Below are 19,927 nucleotides of genomic sequence, written 5' to 3' on the forward strand. Positions count from 1 at the left end.
GGTCAGGCTGTGTGCTGGTACGTCGGGTAGGTGAGGTAGCCGGCGTCGCCACCCTGGTAGAAGGTGTTCTCGTCGACGGGTGCGAGGGGCAGGCCGGTGCGCAGGCGCTCGACCAGGTCGGGGTTGGCGAGGAAACCGCGGCCGAAAGCGATCAGGTCGGCGCCCAGGCCCAGCCAGTGGTCGGCCTCCGCCCGCCCGGCCTGCTTCGGGCCACCGGGCACGCTGGGGTTGACGATCAGGGTGCCCTGCCAGGTCTTGCGCAGCCGGACGAGAGTGTCCTCGTCGGTGGTGGCCTCCAGGTGCACGTAGGCGAGGTCGAGGCGGGCGAGTTCCGTCAGCAGGGCGACGTTCAGTTCGGCCGCGTCGTCCTCCGTCACACCCCAGAAACCGCCGCCGGGTGACAGGCGGATGCCGGTGCGGGCGGCGCCCACGGCTTCGGCGGTGGCGGCGGCTGCCTCGACGGCGAAACGGATCCGGTTGGTGACCGAGCCGCCGTACCGGTCGTCGCGCAGGTTGGCGTTGGACGACAGGAACTGGGAGATCAAGTAGCCGTTGGCACCGTGCAGTTCGACCCCGTCGAAGCCCGCGTCGACGGCGCGTCGGGCGGCGTCGGCGTAGGACCCGGCGTGATCGGAAACCTCGTCGGTCCCAAGCGCCCGCGGCACGGGCATCGGCTGCGGGCCGCTGGGGGTGAACACGTTGCCCTCGCCGGGGACGGCCGACGGGCCGACCGGCTGCAGGCCCGTGGTCTCGTGGTGCGAGACCCGGCCGCCGTGCATGATCTGGGCGAAGACGCGTCCGCCGTTTATGTGGACCGCGTCGGTCACCTGCCGCCAGGAATCAGTCTGCTCGTCGGTGTGCAGGCCGGGCGTGCCCGGGTTGGACTGTCCCACCAGGCTGGGCTGGACGCCTTCCGTGACGATCAGACCGGCCGTGGCGCGCTGCGCGTAGTAGGTGGCCATCGAGGGGGTGGCCAGACCGCCGGCGGCGGCCCGGACGCGGCTCATGGGCGCCATGACGGTCCGGTTGGGCAGGACGAGCTCGCCGAGGCGGAAGTCGCTGAAAAGAGACGGCATGTCGTGGTCCTCACGTACGTCTGTGCTCCGGATCTCGAAGCGCATGAGCACGCTAAAACCTGACACCAATGTCAGAGGCAACCGGTGGACTGCGCGGAGCCGTGTGGGGTGCACCACAGGGGCCGGTGCGGTGGGCACCGCGGGATACGCGGGCACGGCTCCCGAGATACCCGCGTTCATGGTCTGTACCAGGCCTGGGCTCCCCAGTACCCTCATGCGTAACCAGTGGCACCCCTCCCCCCACCCACGTTGCGTGCTGGTACGGGCAGCGCCCCCATCCCACTGTCCGGCAGCCGGGTGAATCCCCCAATCGCCGCCTCCAGGAGGATCACGGTGAGAGTTCACACCAGAAGCTCGGCGATCATCGGCACGCTCTGTCTCGTCGCGTCTCTCGCCCTGACCACGGCGTCCGCCGACGAACCCGCCACACCCCGGCAGGCAGCCAAGGTCGCGCTCACCAAAGTAGCCACGGCCAAGAATCCGACCGCCGGTACCGCAGGACCGGGCCGCACCGTCTGGTTGGCCGAACGGGCGGGCACCGTACGGATTTTGAAGGGGAAAAAGCTCAGCGACCCCGTCCTCGACATTTCCCGCGAGACCACCACCGACGGTGAACGCGGCCTGCTGGGCATCGCGTTCGACCCGGACTTCACTCATCTCTACATCTCGTACACCGACCTCGAAGGCACCAGCACGGTGGACGAGATCGCCGTGCGGAACGGCAAGATCCGGATGAGTACCCGGCGCACCGTCCTCACCCAGACGCAGCCGTACGCGAACCACAACGGCGGTGACATCAAGTTCGGCCCTGACGGCTACCTCTACATCGCGTTCGGCGACGGCGGCTCCGGCGGTGACCCGCACGGCAACGGGCAGAACCTCGACACGCTGCTCGGCAAGATGGTGCGGATCGACCCGAGCGGCGGCAAACCGTACGCGATTCCGCGGGACAACCCGTTCGTGGGCGACCCGAAGGCCAAGGACGAGATCTGGGCGTACGGGCTGCGCAACCCGTGGCGGTTCTCCTTCGACTCCGGTACGGGCGACCTGATGATCGGGGACGTCGGCCAGAGCGCCTGGGAGGAGATCGACCGGGCCCCGGCGAGCAGCGAAGGCGGCGAGAACTACGGCTGGTCCCAGATGGAGGGCACCCACCCCTTCCGGGGCGGCACGGAGCCCGCGAACCACACGCCGCCGATCCACGAGTACGACCGGACCGGCCTTGGATGCTCGGTGACCGGCGGTTTCGTCTACCGGGGCAAGGCCATCCCGGACCTCACGGGTCAGTACGTGTTCAGCGACTACTGCGACGGCACCATGCGCTCCCTGGAGATGCGCAACGGCGAAGTGACCGGTGTGAACGACCTGGGAGCCGGCGGGGGCGAGGTCATCTCGTTCGCGCAGGACGGCAGGGGCGAGCTGTACGTCCTCGACATAGGCGGCAGCGTCTTCCGCATCGACCCGGCGTGACAGCCACCGGGTGAAGGTCAGGGGGCGGCGTGCCCGGAAGGTGGTTCGGGGCACGCCGCCCGGCGACGACCGTGGCCGTCAGTCGGTGGGCGGGGTGATCTCCCGCGTGCACAGGCGGCGCTCCGTCGGCCCGGTGATCGCCTCGCCCGTCTCCAGGGAGAAGCTGGAGTGGTGCAGTGGGCAGCTGATCCGCAGCCGCGCGGCATTGACATGGCCGTGGGCGAGAAAGCCCTTGCGGTGCGGGCAGGCCGCGTCGACCTCGAATTCCCGGCCGTTGACCCGTACGCGCAGCTTGTCCTCACCCACCTGCTCGATGGTGGCGTCGCTCACTCAGGCCGCCCTGAGTGCGGAGGCGACCGCCGCCTCGGTGGCGCCGCCGATGACTTCACTGGCCATCTTGAACCCGGCCCAGACCTTGACCGGTTGAAGGTCGGCCTCGGCGTCGAACTCCCGGATCGCCACCTGGAGTTCCTTGGCGTGGAAGTGGTCGATGTGCAGGTGCTCCGTGTAGTAGCGAGCGCCCTTGAGGCCGAGCCGCCGCGCCGCCGTGGCGAAGCACTTGAAGGCGTAGAGGATGCTGGATTCCAGGTAGCAGAGCGTGCCGAGGAAGTACTCGGGACGCGGCGCCCGGGCAGCCGCCCAGAAGAACGTGTTGACGTACGCGTACGTCTCCTCGCTCGTGCGGTCGAGATACTCCTCGACCTCCAGGGACATGTCCAGTTCGGTCATCAGGTCGCGGTAGATGTTGAAGTGCGCCTGGTCGAGGTTTCCGCAGCCGAACTCGTCGATGAGCACCCGGAAAACGGCCATCTTGGCCTTCCTGGGGAGCCGCCAGACGATCGGCAGGAAGGACTCGGACTCGGTCAGGCCGTCCACCGCGAACTGCGCGACGACCTCCTTGAACTGGTTCAGGTCGAGGTCCTCCGCCATGACGCGCTCGAACTCCGGCGGGTCGGCTTCTTCGGCCTTGAGCAGTTCCTTCATCTGCCGGCCGAGCGCCGCACGGTCCGGCAGGTCCGGCGCGGCGTTCTCGATCTCGCGGACGCGGGAGACGATCAGGCGCTCTTCGAGTTGATGCAGTTCACGTAGCTCCTCGGGGCTGGGGATGGTGCGGTTGAGGACGAACAGGCGGCTGCCCGCGGTGCGTTCCAGGGTGGGGTTCGCTGTCACTGGGGCGCTCCTTCGCAAGGGGAGGTGGAGGGGTGGGCGGTGAGTGGGGCCGCGGTTCAGCCGACGGCCAGCGCGGTGTCGATGACTCCGCGCCGGACCAGCTCGGTCTTGACGTGGAGGTACCAGTCGTCCGCCAGCAGGTCGTACTGCTCGGAGAGCGCGTCGACGCGCTCCTGGCTCACGCGGGAGAAGGACGTCACCGCCTCCTCGCAGGTGCCGGGTTCGAGGTTGGCCAGCGGGCCGACGAACCCCTGGACGCCGGGCACGTCGGCGATCTGGTGCTCCCAGCCCTGGAAGACCGGCACGGGCACCTCTTCGGCCAGCAGTTCCTTGGTGAACTGCGTGTCGCCGCTGGACTCCTTGACGCCGATGACACCCGGCAGCGCGCACACCTCGCGCAGCGCGGTCACGTCGAGGTCCATCTTGGAGACCGCGTTCTCGTGGTAGACGAAGACGGGCAGCGGGCTCTTGGCGAGGATCTCGCGGAAGTGCTCGACGAGCGTGGGGCAGGGGATGTCGGCGGCCGGGAACGGCGGAGGCACCACGATCGCGTCGGCGCCCAGGGCCTCGGCGAGCGCGGCCCGCGCGAGGATGCCTGCGGGCCGCCCGACCTCGATCCCGGCGAGCACCGGGGCGCCTTCGGCGTGCTCGACGGTCAGGTGCACGATGTCGATCCACTGCTTGAGGGAGAGCTTCCAGCCCTCGCCGGTGCTGAGCGCCGGCATGTATCCCGTGACCTTGCCCCGGAGGCCGTCCATCAGCCGGGCCACGCTCCGCCCGCACACCTTGCGCTGCTCGTCGACGGGCGTGACCAGCGGGACCACGACGCCGCGCAGCCGCTTCAGCCGCTCCACGGCGGCGAACGGGTCTGCGGGGGTTTCAGACTGCGGCATGGTCGACCTCCAGTGTCAGGGACGTGCGGTACAGGGCGTCGAGTACGTCGTCGGCGTCGTCGAAGCGCACGTCGCCGCTCGCCCTGCGCGGGGTGCGCACCGGCACTCCCTCGTCGGTGAGGGCGGTGAGGCGGGGGTTCACGGTGACCAGCTCGCCCTCGGCGGCCAGTACGGACGCCAGCAGCATCCGCTCACGGAGCTCCAGGGTGTCGGCGCGGGCGGGTAACTGGGCCAGCGCCTGCCAGTCGGCGGTGGTGTAGGCGCGCCGCCGGATCGGCATGAGGGAGTGCAGCACGTCCATGAAGGGGTAGTAGACGTCCTGCTCGTGGCGTGGGTAGCTCCACACCACGTCGTCGCAGCGGCCGACTTCCTCGTACGTCATCACGACCGGCCGGTGCAGGTGTTCGGCGAAGAACGCGGCGCAGGAGGCGCGGACCACCGGATCGGTGCTGTGCATCCCCATGAACAGCGACGCGTCCACGTAGACGTCACGCGGCATAGCTGTCCACCGCCTCGCGCAGGCGGGTGAGGGAGGCCGCGAACTCCTGCGGGTCCCGGGCGAGCGCGATGCGGACGTACCGCTCGCCGCGCTCCGGCTCGTTCCAGTAGAAGTAGGTGCCGGGCAGGACGTAGACCTCGTACTGCGTCAGGTGTGCCTGGAGTTCGGTCGCCTTGACCTCGTCGTCCGTGATCCGGAACCACGCGACGCTGACGTTGACCGTGGGGTCCAGGTGTTCCAGGAGGCTGCCCTCCAGGGTCTTCAGGGCGGTCTCGCGGTTACGGGTGATGACGTCGCGCACCGAGGTCATGCCGTCCTCGATGGAGTCCTCGACGTAGCGGGCGAGGAAGTTGAGGACGAACGGCGAGACGTCGAGCAGCACGCTGGTGTGGATGTTGTAGACCTCCTCGTGGAGGTCCCGGCTGCACGTGAGCAGGGCGCATTTGGCGTCCTGGAGCGGCCAGGTCTTGCCCGTGTCCTCCAGGGCGATGTAGCGCACCTGGGAGGTGTCGAGGAGTTCGTAGAGGTCGAACCGGCCGAAGCGCGGGTCGGCGAGGGCGAAGGCCGCGAAGCAGAGATCGACGACGAAGAGCTTGTCGTGGTCGACGCAGTAGCGGATGACTTCCTCGAAGCCCTTGCGGCCGTGGCTGAGCAGCGAGAATCCGGTGGGGTTGTTGGGGTCCACCAGGAAGAGCGCGTCGGTGGTGACGGCCTCGGCGAGGCGGTCGTAGATGTGGTCGACGTCATGCAGGGCGTCCTCCGGGATCGGCACCGGGTTGACGCCGACGTTGCGCAGGACGTCGGGCAGGTTGTCGAAGCAGGGCTCGACGAGGCTGACGCTGATGTCGTTGCGCCGCAGGTACATGCCCGCGACCAGCGTGGAGATGGAGGCCGCGTAGGAGAGCATCGTGCTCTCCGCACGCACGCTGTTCTGGCCGTGCAGCCGGAAGAAGACCTCCTTGAAGCGGTCCTCCAGGTCCACCTGGCGGCTCTCCTCGGCTTCGTACCAGAGGGCGGGCAGGGCCTGGACGATGTCGCGCTGGCCCGGGGACTGCTGCTGGTGGGTGTGGGCGTCGGCGAGGTTGAACCGGGTCTTCAGTGCCTGGATCTCGTGCTGAGTGAGGTCGAGAAGCTGCTCGGTCACAGGATTCCTTGGGGGAAGAAGGCGACGCGGAGGGGCCCGGGGCGTGCCCGCACGGCACGGCGACAGGGTCCGCTCGAAGGCGTCGGTGTCGGGAAGAGTGGTCGAGATCTGCTCGGAAACGCGCGTCATCCGCGGGGAGGAGCCGGGCCCGCACCCGGCTGGGCCGCAACAGGGTGTGCCTCAAAGGGTTGTGAACCTGGTGCGGCGTGACCACCGTGACGTACGTTAGACGATGATCGATCATCGCTCAACCCTTTGTCGACCCCATGCCAGTTCCGACCGGAGTTCCCATGCCAGGTGAGAGAGTCACCGATTTCCCGGCGTCCGCCGCCTCGTTGAAACGTGTCCCCCTGAGCGAACAGGTGCGGCGCACCCTGCTTGACGGCCTGCTCAACGGCCGATGGCGGCCGGGCGACCGCATCATCGAGCGCCACATCGCCCAGGAGCTCGACGTCAGCCACGGCCCCGTGCGGGAAGCGCTGCGCGACCTCCAGGCCATGCAGCTCGTGGACATGATCCCCAACAAGGGCGCCCGCGTGCGCGAGTTGACCCCGGACTATCTCGCCGCGGTCTATCCGGTGCGCGCCGCCCTGGAGCGCCTCGCGGGCCAGTTGGCCGTGCAGCGACTCGGCGGGGACGTGTCGGAGCTGGAGCCCCATCTGGACCTGCTGCACCGGGCGGCGCAGGACGGTGACTCCGATCTGCAGATCCACTGCGCCGTCGAGTTCCACAGGGAGATCGTCCGGTCCGCCGGGAACGAGGTGCTGCTGCGCAACTGGGAGTCCCTGGCCATCGAACTGTGGACCCGCCTCTCCCTGAAGTGGCTGCGCACCGAACTGCACGAGAACGCCGAGGACCACATCGCCATCGTGGACGCCTTCCGACGCCAGGACCCCTACGTGGGACGCATGCTCGAACTGCACGTCCTGGAGTACGCACACAAACCGATAGGAATGCCATGACCACCAGGAATGCCATGACCACCACCCCGCACCCGCGCGATCAGGTCGCGCCGGGCACCATCACCGTGTTCTCCGACATCTGGTGCTCGTTCGCCCACGTGGCGCTGTACCGGCTGCACACGACGCGGGCCAGGCTGGGCCTCCAGGAGCGCGTCCGCTTCGACCATCGGGCGTTCCCTCTGGAGCTGTTCAACAACGGGCCGAGCCCCCGGCCGGGCACGGACTCCGAGGTCGGCGGGGTGGCGCACATCGAGCCCGACGCCGGCTGGCAGCTGTGGCGGGCGCCGGACTGGAAGTTCCCCTCCTCCTCACTGCCGGCGCTGGAAGCCGTCCAGCTGGCCAAGGAGGAGAGCCTGGAGGCCTCCGAGCGGCTGGACCTCGCCCTGCGCAAGGCCTTCTGGGCCGAGAGCCGGTCCATCGGCGCCCGTGCCGTGGTGCTGGACGTGGCCGAGGAGACGCCGGGCGTCGACGCAGCCCGTATCGCCGAGGGCCTGGACGACGGGCGGGCACGCCAGGCGATCACGCGGGACTTCGCGTGCGCCCGTGAGCACCAGGTCCAGTGCAGTCCACACCTGTATCTGCCCGACGGCTCCGACTGCGCCAACCCCGGCGTGACGGCCCGTTGGCACGGTCGGTACGGGACCGGGTTCCCCGTGGTGACCGGGAACGAGCCCGCGGTCTATGAGGAGTTGCTCCGCCGGGCCGCAGGGTGATCCGCCGGGTGATCCACAGGGTGATCCCCGAGCGGCACCCCGGGGCAGCGAAGAAATCTCCGGTATCTCGCATCGTGAGAAATGATCGATCATCGCTCATTACCCACCAGTAGGTGTTGACTGCACCTATCGGCGGCTCTTACGTTCTGGATCACGGAAACAAGCTTCCGCATGACGAAATAGTGCGTGCGATACGGAAGCGGCGTCAGCGGGGCGTGCATCGCCGCCCTCGTACACCGGCCGGACCACCCGTACATCCGGCCCCGCTCACCGGGCTGCCACGGCAAACCGTGGCAGCCCGACTCCTTACCCAGGAACGCGAAAGGGGATCATCCGTGTCCCAGCTCGACCAACTTCCCGACAAGGACCCGTCCGAGGTCGCCGAATGGTGCGACTCCCTCGACGCGGCCGTCGGCTTCGGCGGCCCGCAACGGGCCGTACAGCTTCTCCAGCGCATCAACGAACACGCGCGGCGCACCGGAATCGACCTTCCGCCGTTCCTGGAAACGCCCTACATCAACACCATCCCCACCGCCGCCGAACCGGCCTACCCCGGCGACGAGGAGATGGAACGGAAGATCACCGCCTGGAACCGCTGGAACGCGGCCGCGATGGTGACGCGCGGCAACCAACGCGGCGGTCTCGGCGGGCACATGGCCACCTTCGCCTCGGCGGCCTGGCTCTACGAGGTGGGCTTCCAGCACTTCTTCCGCGGCAAGGAGGGGGACGGCTCCGGTGACCAGCTCTACGTCCAGGGCCACGCCTCCCCCGGCGTCTACGCCCGCGCCTTCCTCGACGGCCGCCTGAGCGAGGGCCAGATGGACCGCTTCCGCCAGGAGGCGGGAGGCGACGGTCTGCCCTCCTATCCACACCCCCGCCGGCTGCCCTGGCTGTGGGAGTTCCCGACCGTCTCCATGGGCCTCGGCCCGCTGTCGGCGATCTACCAGGCGCGCTTCAACCGCTACCTCACCAACCGCGGCATCAAGGACACCTCGGGCTCACACGTGTGGGCGTTCCTCGGCGACGGCGAGATGGACGAACCCGAGTCGACGGCGGCCCTCGCACTGGCCGCGCGGGAGGGCCTGGACAACCTCACCTTCGTCATCAACTGCAACCTCCAGCGCCTCGACGGCCCCGTACGCGGCAACTTCAAGATCGTGCAGGAGCTGGAGCGGCAGTTCCGCGCGGCCGGCTGGAACGTCGTCAAGTCCCTGTGGGGGCAGGACTGGGACGGGCTGCTCGCCGAGGACACCGACGGCGCCCTGGTCCGCCGGCTCGGGAGCGTCCCCGACGGCCAGTTCCAGACCTTCGCGGCGCGCGACGGCGCGTACATCCGCGAGCGGTTCCTCGGCGCGGACCCCGCTCTCGCCCCGCTCGCGGAGCGGCTGAGCGACGCCCGCCTCGAAGAGATCGTCGGCACCTCGCGGGCCGGCCACGAGCCGCGCAAGGTGTACGCCGCCTACCGGGCCGCCCTGGAGCACAAGGGCGCCCCCACGGTGGTGCTGGTCCAGACGGTCAAGGGCTGGACCCTCGGCCCCGGCTTCGAGTCGCGCAACGCCAACCACCAGATGAAGAAGCTCTCGGGCAAGGAGTTCCGCGCCATGCGGGACCTGCTCGACCTCCCCATCCCCGACAAGGCGCTGGACGACACCCTGGTCCCCTACTGGCACCCCGGAGCCGACTCACCCGAGGTCAGGTACCTCCAGGAGCGCCGCGCGGCCCTCGGTGGCCCGGCCCCGGCGCGCAGGATCGTCCCCAAGCCGATGCCGCTGCCGTCCGCGAAGCCCTTCGACGCGCTGAAGAAGGGCTCGGGCAACCAGGAGATCGCCACGACGATGGCGTTCGTCCGGCTGGTGAAGGACCTGATGCGGGACAAGGAGACCGGCAGGCGCTGGGTGCCGATCGTCCCCGACGAGGCCCGCACCTTCGGCATGGAGTCGCTCTTCCCCTCGGCCGGGATCTACTCGCCGGTGGGCCAGACCTACGACCCCGTCGACCGCGACCAGCTCCTCTACTACAAGGAGTCCAAGGACGGGCAGATCCTCAACGAAGGCATCACGGAGGCCGGTTCGCTGGCCTCGCTGACGGCCGCGGCGACCTCGTACGCGACACACGCCGAGCCGATGATCCCCTTCTACATCTTCTACTCGATGTTCGGCTGGCAGCGGACGGCCGATCAGTTCTGGGCGCTGGGCGACCAGTTGGGGCGCGGCTTCGTCATCGGGGCGACGGCGGGGCGCACCACCATGACGGGCGAGGGGCTCCAGCACGCCGACGGGCACTCGCATCTGATCGCCTCCACCAACCCGGTCGCGATCAGCTACGACCCGGCGTTCGCGTACGAAGTCGCCGTCATCGTCCGTGAAGGGCTGCGCCGCATGTACGGCCCGGACGCCGAGGACGTCTTCTACTACCTCACCGTCTACAACGAGTCGAAGCTCCAGCCGCCCATGCCGTCCCGCGAGGGCGTGGAAGAGGGCATCCTGCGGGGCCTGTACCGCTACCAGGAGGCCGCGGATCCGGCCCCCGACGCCCCGCGGCTGCAACTCCTCGCCTCCGGCACCGCCATCCACTGGGTCCTGGAGGCCCAGCACCTCCTGCGCGAGGACTGGGGTGTCGCGGCCGACGTGTGGTCCGCCCCGTCCTGGACGGAGCTGCGCCGCGAAGCGCTCGACGCGGAGGCGGCGAACCTCCGCGCGGCCACCTCGGGCGAGGGTGACGGGGGCCGGGTCCCGTACGTCACGCGTGCGCTGGCCGGTGCTCCCGGGCCGGTGATCGCCGTCAGCGACTGGATGCGGGCGGTGCCCGATCAGATCAGCCCCTGGGTGGAGCAGGACTGGATGTCCATCGGCACCGACGGCTACGGGCTCTCCGACAGCCGGGAGAACGTCCGCCGCCACTTCGGTGTGGACGGCCCCTCCCTCGTGGTCGCCGTTCTCGCCACGCTTGCCCGGCGTGGCGAAGTCAAGCAGGAGACAGTACGGCAGGCCGCCGCACGCTACGGGGTGGAGGCATGACCGTGCCCGACGAAGTCATCACCCTGCCGGCGCTCGGTGAGTCCGTCACCGAGGGCACCGTCACCCGCTGGCTGAAGGAGGTCGGCGAGGAGGTCGCGGCCGACGAGCCCCTCCTGGAGGTCTCGACGGACAAGGTCGACACCGAGATCCCCTCGCCGGTCGCGGGCGTGCTGCTCGAGATCGTCGTGGCCGAGGACGAGTCCGCCGAGGTCGGCGCCAAGCTCGCCGTCATCGGTGCGCCCGGTGCGGCCCCGACTCCGGCCGCTCCGACCGCCCCCGCGGCTCCGGCCCAGCCGGCTCCCGCCGCTGCCGCTCCGGCAGCTCCGGCCGCCCCGGCGCAGGCCACCCCGGCCGACGACGGCGCCTACGTCACCCCGCTGGTGCGCAAGCTCGCCTCCGAGAACGGCGTGAACCTCTCCGAGGTCACCGGTTCCGGCGTCGGCGGCCGCATCCGCAAGCAGGACGTCATCGCCGCCGCCGAGGCCAAGAAGGCCGCCCCGGCCCCGGCCGCACCGGCCGCCGCCTCGAAGGCCCCGGCCCTGGAGGTCTCCCCCCTCCGTGGCCAGACCGTCAAGATGACCCGCATGCGCAAGGTCATCGGCGACAACATGATGAAGGCCCTGCACTCGCAGGCCCAGCTCACCTCGGTCGTCGAGGTCGACATCACCAAGCTGATGAAGCTGCGCGCCAAGGCCAAGGACGCCTTCGCCGCCCGCGAGGGCGTCAAGCTCTCCCCGATGCCGTTCTTCGTCAAGGCCGCCGCCCAGGCACTGAAGGCCCACCCGGTCGTCAACGCCCGGATCAACGACGACGAAGGCACCATCACCTACTTCGACGCGGAGAACATCGGCATCGCCGTCGACGCCGAGAAGGGCCTGATGACCCCGGTCATCAAGGGCGCGGGCGACCTGAACATCGCCGGCATCTCCAAGAAGACCGCCGAGCTGGCCGGCAAGGCCCGTGGCGGTGGCCTCACCCCCGACGACATGTCGGGCGCCACCTTCACGATCTCCAACACCGGCTCCCGCGGCGCCCTGTTCGACACGGTCATCGTGCCGCCGAACCAGGCCGCCATCCTGGGCATCGGCGCCACCGTCAAGCGCCCGGTGGTCATCAACCACCCCGACCTCGGCGAGACCATCGCCGTACGGGACATGACCTACCTCTCGCTCTCCTACGACCACCGCCTGGTCGACGGAGCCGACGCCGCCCGCTACCTGACCGCCGTCAAGGCGATCCTGGAAGCCGGCGAGTTCGAGGTCGAGCTCGGCCTGTAACACCACCGCAGTACCCCTCCCAACACCCCTACCAGGAAAGGCGCAACCCCGTGCGGAGTTCCCGCAAGGCACGGATCCTGCTCTGGATCCTCATAGCAGCAGTCGGCGCGACCGGCTGGTCCGTCCTCGCCCTCTCCCGGGGCGAGCGGGTCTCCGCGATCTGGGTGGTCGCGGCGGCGGTCGGCTCGTATCTGATCGCGCAGCGCTTCTACGCCCGTTTCATCGCGCGCCGCGTGCTCGGCGTCGACGACCGCCGCGCGACCCCCGCCGAACGGCTCGACGACGGCGCGGACTTCCATCCCACCGACCGACGCGTGCTGTTCGGCCATCACTTCGCCGCCATCGCGGGCGCCGGGCCGCTGGTCGGTCCGGTGCTCGCGGCCCAGATGGGGTACCTGCCGGGCACCATCTGGATCATCGTCGGAGTGATCTTCGCCGGTGCCGTGCAGGACATGGTCACGCTGTTCTTCTCCATGCGGCGCGACGGCAAGAGCCTGGGCCAGATGGCCCGGGAGGAGATCGGCCTGGTGGGTGGTATCGCCGCGCTGATCGCGGTGTTCGCCATCATGATCATCATCTTGGCGGTGCTCGCCCTGATCGTGGTCAACTCCCTCGCCCACTCGGCCTGGGGCACCTTCTCCATCGCGATGACCATCCCCATCGCGCTCTTCATGGGTTTCTACCTGCGTCGCCTGCGGCCCGGCAGGGTGAGCGAGATCAGCGTCATCGGCGTGGTGCTGCTGCTGGCATCGATCGCCGGTGGCCGCTGGGTCGCCGAGTCGTCCTTCGGTGACGCCTTCGTCCTGTCGCCGAAGACACTGGCGCTGACCTTGATGGCGTACGGCTTCATCGCCTCGGTCCTGCCGGTCTGGATGCTGCTCGCGCCGCGCGACTACCTGTCGACCTTCATGAAGGTCGGTGTGATCGTACTTCTCGCGATCGGTGTCCTGGTCACCCTGCCGGACATGGCGGCGGCACCGCTGACCGGCTTCGCGCGCGACGGTGACGGGCCGGTCTTCGCGGGCAGCCTCTTCCCGTTCGCCTTCATCACCATCGCGTGCGGCGCCCTGTCCGGCTTCCACGCGCTCATCTCCTCGGGCACCACTCCGAAGATGATCGAGAAGGAGTCGCAGGTCGCCGCGATCGGATACGGCGGGATGCTGATGGAGTCATTCGTGGCCATCATGGCGCTGATCGCCGCCTGTGTGATCGACCCCGGCCTCTACTACGCCATGAACGCCCCCGCCGGACTCCTCGGGGACAGCCTCCAGTCCGCGTCGACGGCCGTCGGCTCGCTCGGGTTCACCATCAGTCCGGACGAACTGGCGGCCGCCGCGAAGGCGGTCGGCGAGGAGTCCGTGGTCTCGCGCACCGGTGGCGCGCCCACCCTCGCCATGGGTGTCGCGCTGATTCTGTCCGACACCTTCGGCAGCAGCGGGATGATGGCGTTCTGGTACCACTTCGCGATCATGTTTGAGGCGCTGTTCATCCTCACCGCGGTGGATGCCGCGACCCGGGTGGGCCGCTTCATGCTCCAGGACATGCTGGGCAATGTGATCCCGCGCTTCAGCGACAAGACGTGGCGGCCGGGGCTCTGGATCACCTCGGCCCTGGTGGTACTCGCCTGGGGGTACTTCCTGTGGGTGGGTGTCACCGACCCCCTCGGCGGGATCAACCAGCTCTATCCCCTCTTCGGCACGGCCAACCAGCTGCTCGCCGCCATCGCCCTCGCCGTGGCGACCGCGCTGCTCATCAAGTCGGGCCGCCTGAAGTGGTCCTGGGTGACCGGCGCCCCGCTCGCCTGGTGCCTGGCGGTGACCATGACCGCGAGCTGGCAGAAGGTGTTCTCCGGCGACCCCGCGGTGGGCTTCTTCGCCCAACGGTCCCGGTACGCGGATGCCCTGGCCGAGGGGCGACTGCTGGCGCCGGCCAAGAGCGCCGCCGACATGGAGGCCGTCGTGCGGAACTCCACGGTGACGGGTGTGCTGTCCGTCGTCTTCGCCCTGTTGACCGTGGTGGTCGTGGCGGCGTGCGCCCACGTCTCCGTCAAGGCGATCCGCAACGGCGGCCGGCTCCCTCTGAGCGAGAGCCCGCACGTGGAGTCCGCTCTCGGCGAGCCCACTGCCGGAGACCTTCCCCGCCGAGTGACCGACAAGGAGCCGGTCGGCTGACGCCGCACGGCTGCGCCCGGCCCTCGTCAGGGCGCCGCACCGAGGATACGTTCGCGTTGTGCGGCGGCCCAGCCGTAGGACGGGTTCAAAGTCAGGGCGCGGTCGAGATCGGCCAGGGCGTCCGCCCGCCTGCCCAGTGCCTCGTTCGCCATCGCGCGGCTGCCCAGTGCCCAGGCGTAGCCGGGGTCGAGCCCCAGGGCGCGGTCGTACTCGTCGATCGCCTCTTCGTGGCGTCCCTCCTGCCGTAGCAGGTCACCGCGTTCCCCGACGATCCACGGGTTCTTCGGGGCCAGGGCCCGAGCATGGTCCAGGTCGGTCCAGGCACCGGTGGTGTCGCCTGTCGTACGCCGTACCTGAGCGCGGCGTACCAAGGACCAGATGTGGTCGGGTTTGATGTCGATCGCGAGATCGAGGTCGGCCAGCGCTGCCGCGGAGCGCCCCTGGGTGTGCGCCGTCCAGGCACGGCTGGCCAGCGCGTACACGTGGCCGGGATCGATGGCGAGCACCTGGTCGAAGTCCGCGATGGCCTGCTCGGCGTTTCCCGCGAGCCGGTTGGTCTCGCCCCGGTGCCAGAAGGGCCGCACACCGTAGACACGCCGTTCGACGGCCCGGTCGTGGTCATCGAGCGCCTGCTCATACCGGCCGAGTGCGCGGTGGACCAGGGCCCGGCCCGTGTACGGACGAGCCCGGTGCGGGGACAGTGTGATCGACCGGGTGAAGTCCGCGGCGGCCTCCTCGTACCTCCCCGCGTCGAGACGTCCCTCGCCACGGATCATGAAGGCTTCGGCACGGGCCTCGTCGTCGAGTTCCGCGCGGGTCAGGAGCATGCCCAGCAATCTCTCGACACCGCGATGCTCGTCCCCCAGCAGGGTCAGGCAGTCGGTGCCCCAGTCGCGCAGCGTGTCGTCCGCCGCGGCCTCACCGGCTTCGCCCATCACCTGGGCCCAGCGGCGCGCCGACTCCGCTCCCATGCCGCACGCCGCGGGACCGTCTGCCAGGGCTTGCGCGAAGGCCTGCCGCGGTCGCGCGCACAGCAGGTGATAGGTCTCCTCCAGACGCTCGTCCCACCAGGCCTCCTTCTCCACCTGCTCCCAGCGCCCCAGCCCCGCCCCGGCGAGCTCGCGCCGCTTCGCGAAGGACTCCGCCAACCGACTGTGGGCCGCGCGCCAACGGTCGGGCGACATGGAGCGCCGGAGACGCAGCATCGGGTCGCGCACCACGTCGTGGTAGTGGGCGAGTCCTGCGCTCTCGGCGACGAAGGGCAGGCCGCGCAGCCAGCCGTACAGAGCCGTCGCGTCGGGGCCGGACACATCGGATACACCGGACACATCAGTGACAGCGCACTGGAAGATGTCCTCGTTCAACCGCCGCGGCAGCGCTCCGTCGAGTGCGGCGGCGCGGCGGACCGGATCTTGCTCCCACTTCAGGAAGCGCTCGACGGCGGTGGCACTGGGGTCGTGCACACCTCCCGGGCGAGCGGCATTCTCGGCGAGGGTCGACAGGAGCACGGGGAGCCGTCCCGACAGTGTGAGCACCTCCCGGACCACCTTCTCGTCCCTCACCCCCTTGGCGGCGAGAAGCTGTCGTGCTTCGGATTCGCTGAAGGGGGTGAGCGGGATCTCGGTGACCAGATCGGCGCAGTCCGCCCAGCGGTTGGGGTCGAGCCGCCCCTGTCCGGACAGGACGATCAGGGCGTTGGCGGGCAGCGAGCCATGGCGTCCGCTGATGATGAGGTCGCGCAGCCAGGCATCGAGAAACGAACTGGTCCGCTCGTAGGTGTCGAAGAAGAGCGCGATCCAGGGGACATGCCCGGCGACCCGGTTCAGTTCGGAGACGAGGGACGGGGTGAGTACCTGGAGCGGGTCGGAGAGGAGCTGCGCGTCCTCCTGCCTGCCGGCACGGGTACCGAGGGATGTCCGTACGTGGTCCGCGCCGCGAGCGAGCTGGGCGGGATCGACGGCCCCGGCGAGCGCGCCGACCACCGGCACCATGCCGAGGCCGATCAATCCGGCCTGCGCGGCAGCGAGTGTTCCTGCCGTCGGGCCCTGCTCGGGCTGCGCGAGGGAAGCGGCCGACACTTCTTCCCTACGGCGCCGATGGGTCGCAAGGGCTCGTTCGAGAGCCTTGAGCGGGTGCCCCAGCCGCGCGAACTGGACGCTCACCGCTTCGAGCACCTCCGGCACGCTGTTCACGGCCTCGTCGACGGTGGCGGTGAGTGCTTGGCGCTCGCGCGCGGTGCGCACGAGTTCGCGTACCAGCGTGGTCTTGCCGACGCCCGCGTCACCGTGGACGTGGAAGACGAACCGGTGTTCCAGGTCTTCCGGCCGCGTATCGAAGTTCTCGCGGAACAGGGCGAGTTCACCGCGGCGGCCCACGAACCCCGCATGTCGGCGCTTGTTGATGAGCTCCTGCATCGACGGACGCGCGTTCCCAGCCATGCCCGCCAGTCTGGCAGCAGGGCAGCGGCTCCGGCAGGTGATCGCGTGGGTCAACTCCTGCCAGGTCAGCCGTACATCGCCACGCGGTACAGGCTCGCGAGCGCGTCGTCGATGGGGTGTGGCCGCGGTTTGCCGGAGGAGTCGAACCCGTTCGCCCACCTCTGCCGGTTCACCGCGACGGACATCTGCCGCTTGCCGTCCGCGCGGATCAGGGCCAGAGCTCCACCGCCCCAGACCGTGCCGCCATGGCCCCAGAAGGTGCTCTGCCCGGGGGCCTCCATCGGGTACAGGCCGAGGCCGTAGTCGATCATCTTTCCCTCCTGGGAGACGATCGGGACGGTGCGTCGCATCTGCGCCAGCGACGACGGGCCGACGATCTCCCCGGCCAGCAGCATGCCGAAGAAGCGGTTGAGGTCCGTGACGGTCGATATCAGCGAGGCCGACGGTCCCACGTACGACATGTCGAAGACGCTGTAGTCACGCGGTGGGTCGATCATGCCGAACCACGACTCGTAGAGCAGCGAGTGCGGGCCTTCGACGTACGGTCCGGCGGGGAATCCGGTGTCCCGGAGCCCGGCGTGCTCGATGACGTTCCGGGTGATGCATTGCTCGGCCGTGGTGCCGCTGACCTCTTCCAGGAGTTGGGCGAGCAGCAGGTAGTTGGTGTTGGAGTACACCCCGGGGTTGCCGCCCGGGACGCCGACGGCGGGTGCGGTGACCCCCATCTCGATCAGTTCGACGGGGTCGAACCGCGTGTGCCGGTGGTCGTCCAGGCTCTCGGGCCTGGTGCCCGCGATGACGGGGAAGCCCTTGAGCGAGGGGTAGGCGTACGGGAGGTACTCGGCGAGGCCGCTGGTGTGGTTGATCAGCATCCGGACGGTGATCGCTTCACCGCGTTCTCCCGGAACCAGCTCGGGAAGGTACCGGCCGACCGGTGCGTCGAGGCCGATCCGGCCGCTCTCGACCTGCTGGAGGACCGCCGCGGCGGTGAAGGTCTTGGTGATGCTGCCGACGCGGTGCCGCATGTCGACGGTGACGGGGCGGCCGGTGGTGACATCGGCGATCCCGGCGGCGCCGCGCCAGACCTCGTCGCCGTCTCGCACCTCGGCGAACAGGCCCGGCATCCCGGCGCGGCGGACGTTCTCGATGGCCGCGTCCAGTGCCGCGAAATCCAGGGGGTTCTTCACGTCATGCGTCCTTTCATGTTCCCCGGGGAGTGGCTCCGCATCGGTCGCCTGACCCCGGGCAACAGGGCACGAGTGGCGTGCCGGCCCGCCCGGCACGCTCATGTCCTCATTATGCACGCGGCGCGTGCAACACCAAGTGCACAGGTAGGATGAGATCCGGCGAGAGGGGCACGATGGCAGGCAGACGACGTTGGTCGACCGAAGAGATCCTGGATGCGGCGGCGGAGCTGCTGCGCACCAGCGACGCGGATTCGTTCAGCGTGCGCAAGCTGGCCGCGGCGCTCGGGACCGATTCCTCCAGCCTCTACCGGCACTTCCGCAACAAGACCGAACTGCTGCGCTCGGTCGCCGACCGGATCCTGCTGGCTTCCATGGACGGCTACCGCGCCGAGGGTGACTGGAAGCAGCGCATCACCGCCCTGGCCCTGCGCGTGCGGGAGGCGTTCGGACAGCAGCCCCAACTTGCCGCGGTCTGGGGACGGTACGCGTCGGGCGGCGCCGGTTCCCGCCTTGTCCTGGAAGAGGTACTACAGGCTCTGCGCGCCTCGGGGCTGCCCGACGAGGAGATCCCGGCGCGCTACCACCGGCTCGCGGTCCTCATCGCCGCGCTGATCACCTCCGAGGCCGGGGTCAGCTCCATCACCTCCGAGGAGTACGAACAGGGCATGGAGCAGTTCCGCGTCGCGGTACTCGGCGCCGACCCCGAGCGCTTCCCCGCCCTGGCCCACTTCGCCCGCGACGTCCGCCCCCTCGGAGTGGATCGCCGCGCCGCGTTCGAAGAGATCCTCGCCGCCCAACTCGCCGACATCGAGGCCTCGGTCCGCCCGAGCGGGTAACGCCCACCGGGCCCACCGTAACCGCCGACGGTGTCGCTGACCCGGCTGCGGAGGTCATGGTGGGATGAGAGCAGCGGCCCGCGGCGGATGTCCAAGGCCCGTTGCGCACCGCGTCATGCTGGACTTGCATGACGCGTAGAGTGCCGACATGCTTCCCGATCTGGATCTGCGGCTGGTCCGGTACTTCACGGTCGTCGCCGAGCACCTGAACTTCGCCCGTGCGGCCGAGGAGTTGCGGGTCGCCCAGCCGTCCCTGAGCCGTCAGATCCAGCGGCTGGAGAACGTCCTCGACGTGCGCCTGCTGGATCGCACCACCCAGGGCAGCCGGCTCACCGCCGCCGGTGCGGCGTTCGTTCCCCGGGCGCATCAATTGCTGCACGAGGCCCAGCAGGCGGTGTCCGCCGCGCGGGCCGCGGCACCGGCACGCACGATCACCATCGGCTACGTCGACGATCTGATCGTCACCCCCGCCGTACGCGACCTGCGCCAGCGGCATCCCGACGCCCATGTCCGCACCCGGCACTTCGGCTCCCAGGACGTCGACGCCCTGACGAATCGGCAGGTCGACGCCTTGGTCGCCCGCACTCCGCTGCCGATGCCGGACGACGGCCTCGACACGACGGTCCTCTACACCGAGCCCCGAGTCCTGCTCGTGTCCGCATCTCACCGCCTCGCCGACAAGGAGTCGGTCACCACCGCCGACATCGTCGCGGAGCCCCTCGTGGGCTGCACCGGCATGAGCCCCGAGTGGAGCGCCTTCTGGCGCCTGGAACCGCGGCCGGAGGGTGCCCCGGCCACGCTCGGCCCCACCCTCGCCGACACCTACGACGACAAGCTCGAAGCCATCGCCGACGGCACCGCCATCGCCGTCGTCCCCGCGGGTGACCGGCGTTTCGCGCTCCGCCCCGGCCTCGTCGCCGTCTCCATCGACGGGGCCGAACCGTGCCAGGTCGTCGTCGCCACCCGTACCGGCGAGACCGGGCCCCTCGTCGCGGAATTCGTCAAGTCGGCGGTCACGTTCCTCGTCCCCTCCGACGTCCCCTCCGACTGATCGGACTCATCGCCGATCCCTAC

At 69.6% G+C, this 19,927-nt stretch carries 16 protein-coding genes; 8 read left to right on the forward strand and 8 right to left on the reverse strand.

The window, feature by feature from the left end; all coding sequences use genetic code 11:
• Positions 1-2: 2 nt before the first annotated feature.
• Entirely contained in the window at positions 3-1,076 is a 1,074-nt protein-coding gene (locus tag ACRAKF_RS01185) for an alkene reductase (protein ID WP_447034787.1), read from the reverse strand.
• Positions 1,077-1,409: 333 nt separating this feature from the next.
• On the opposite strand from ACRAKF_RS01185, the gene ACRAKF_RS01190 reads away from it, so the two are divergent.
• On the forward strand, positions 1,410-2,546 hold the full coding sequence (locus ACRAKF_RS01190) for a PQQ-dependent sugar dehydrogenase (RefSeq protein ID WP_447034788.1): 1,137 nt from the start codon (positions 1,410-1,412) through the stop codon (positions 2,544-2,546).
• 78 nt (positions 2,547-2,624) lie between these two features.
• Here ACRAKF_RS01190 and ACRAKF_RS01195 read toward each other — a convergent pair whose 3' ends face one another.
• Genes ACRAKF_RS01195 through ACRAKF_RS01215 form a run of 5 tightly spaced genes read right to left on the reverse strand, consistent with a single transcriptional unit; the run spans position 2,625 to position 6,252 of the window.
• Positions 2,625-2,876: a Rieske (2Fe-2S) protein gene (locus ACRAKF_RS01195; RefSeq protein WP_447034789.1), complete on the reverse strand. Its 252-nt coding sequence runs from the start codon at positions 2,874-2,876 to the stop codon at positions 2,625-2,627.
• Positions 2,877-3,716, reverse strand: a complete 840-nt coding sequence (locus ACRAKF_RS01200) for an iron-containing redox enzyme family protein (protein ID WP_447034790.1) — start codon at positions 3,714-3,716, stop codon at positions 2,877-2,879. It lies immediately after the preceding gene.
• A gap of 56 nt (positions 3,717-3,772) precedes the next feature.
• Positions 3,773-4,609, reverse strand: coding sequence for a dihydrodipicolinate synthase family protein (locus ACRAKF_RS01205; protein WP_447034791.1), 837 nt, complete (start codon positions 4,607-4,609; stop codon positions 3,773-3,775).
• Positions 4,596-5,108: a DUF6190 family protein gene (locus ACRAKF_RS01210; protein WP_447034792.1), complete on the reverse strand. Its 513-nt coding sequence runs from the start codon at positions 5,106-5,108 to the stop codon at positions 4,596-4,598. Before ACRAKF_RS01210 ends, ACRAKF_RS01205 begins: the two co-directional genes overlap by 14 nt.
• Positions 5,098-6,252: a pyridoxal phosphate-dependent aminotransferase gene (locus tag ACRAKF_RS01215; protein ID WP_447034793.1), complete on the reverse strand. Its 1,155-nt coding sequence runs from the start codon at positions 6,250-6,252 to the stop codon at positions 5,098-5,100. Before ACRAKF_RS01215 ends, ACRAKF_RS01210 begins: the two co-directional genes overlap by 11 nt.
• A gap of 290 nt (positions 6,253-6,542) precedes the next feature.
• Here ACRAKF_RS01215 and ACRAKF_RS01220 point away from each other — a divergent pair, with 290 nt between their 5' ends.
• From ACRAKF_RS01220 to ACRAKF_RS01240, 5 genes are all read left to right on the forward strand, one after another.
• Positions 6,543-7,214 (forward strand): GntR family transcriptional regulator, encoded by a 672-nt coding sequence (locus ACRAKF_RS01220; protein WP_447034794.1) that lies wholly within the window; start codon positions 6,543-6,545, stop codon positions 7,212-7,214.
• A 14-nt stretch (positions 7,215-7,228) separates the two neighbouring features.
• On the forward strand, positions 7,229-7,927 hold the full coding sequence (locus ACRAKF_RS01225; protein WP_447041738.1) for a DsbA family oxidoreductase: 699 nt from the start codon (positions 7,229-7,231) through the stop codon (positions 7,925-7,927).
• Positions 7,928-8,262: 335 nt separating this feature from the next.
• Positions 8,263-10,944 (forward strand): pyruvate dehydrogenase (acetyl-transferring), homodimeric type, encoded by a 2,682-nt coding sequence (gene aceE / locus ACRAKF_RS01230; RefSeq protein ID WP_447034795.1) that lies wholly within the window; start codon positions 8,263-8,265, stop codon positions 10,942-10,944.
• Positions 10,941-12,221 (forward strand): 2-oxoglutarate dehydrogenase, E2 component, dihydrolipoamide succinyltransferase, encoded by a 1,281-nt coding sequence (gene sucB / locus ACRAKF_RS01235; protein ID WP_447034796.1) that lies wholly within the window; start codon positions 10,941-10,943, stop codon positions 12,219-12,221. Before aceE ends, sucB begins: the two co-directional genes overlap by 4 nt.
• 50 nt (positions 12,222-12,271) lie before the next feature.
• Complete coding sequence (locus ACRAKF_RS01240) at positions 12,272-14,392, forward strand: carbon starvation CstA family protein (protein ID WP_447034797.1); 2,121 nt, start codon at positions 12,272-12,274, stop codon at positions 14,390-14,392.
• A 26-nt stretch (positions 14,393-14,418) separates the two neighbouring features.
• Here ACRAKF_RS01240 and ACRAKF_RS01245 read toward each other — a convergent pair whose 3' ends face one another.
• Entirely contained in the window at positions 14,419-16,830 is a 2,412-nt protein-coding gene (locus tag ACRAKF_RS01245; RefSeq protein WP_447034798.1) for a tetratricopeptide repeat protein, read from the reverse strand.
• Between the two features lie 65 nt (positions 16,831-16,895).
• Complete coding sequence (locus tag ACRAKF_RS01250) at positions 16,896-18,017, reverse strand: serine hydrolase domain-containing protein (protein WP_447034799.1); 1,122 nt, start codon at positions 18,015-18,017, stop codon at positions 16,896-16,898.
• Between the two features lie 173 nt (positions 18,018-18,190).
• On the opposite strand from ACRAKF_RS01250, the gene ACRAKF_RS01255 reads away from it, so the two are divergent.
• Both ACRAKF_RS01255 and ACRAKF_RS01260 read left to right on the forward strand, forming a co-directional pair.
• Entirely contained in the window at positions 18,191-18,853 is a 663-nt protein-coding gene (locus ACRAKF_RS01255; RefSeq protein WP_447034800.1) for a TetR/AcrR family transcriptional regulator, read from the forward strand.
• Positions 18,854-19,001: 148 nt separating this feature from the next.
• Entirely contained in the window at positions 19,002-19,904 is a 903-nt protein-coding gene (locus tag ACRAKF_RS01260) for a LysR family transcriptional regulator (protein ID WP_447034801.1), read from the forward strand.
• The last annotated feature ends 23 nt before the right edge of the window (positions 19,905-19,927 follow it).

The organism is Streptomyces sp. DSM 118878, from assembly GCF_052936595.1.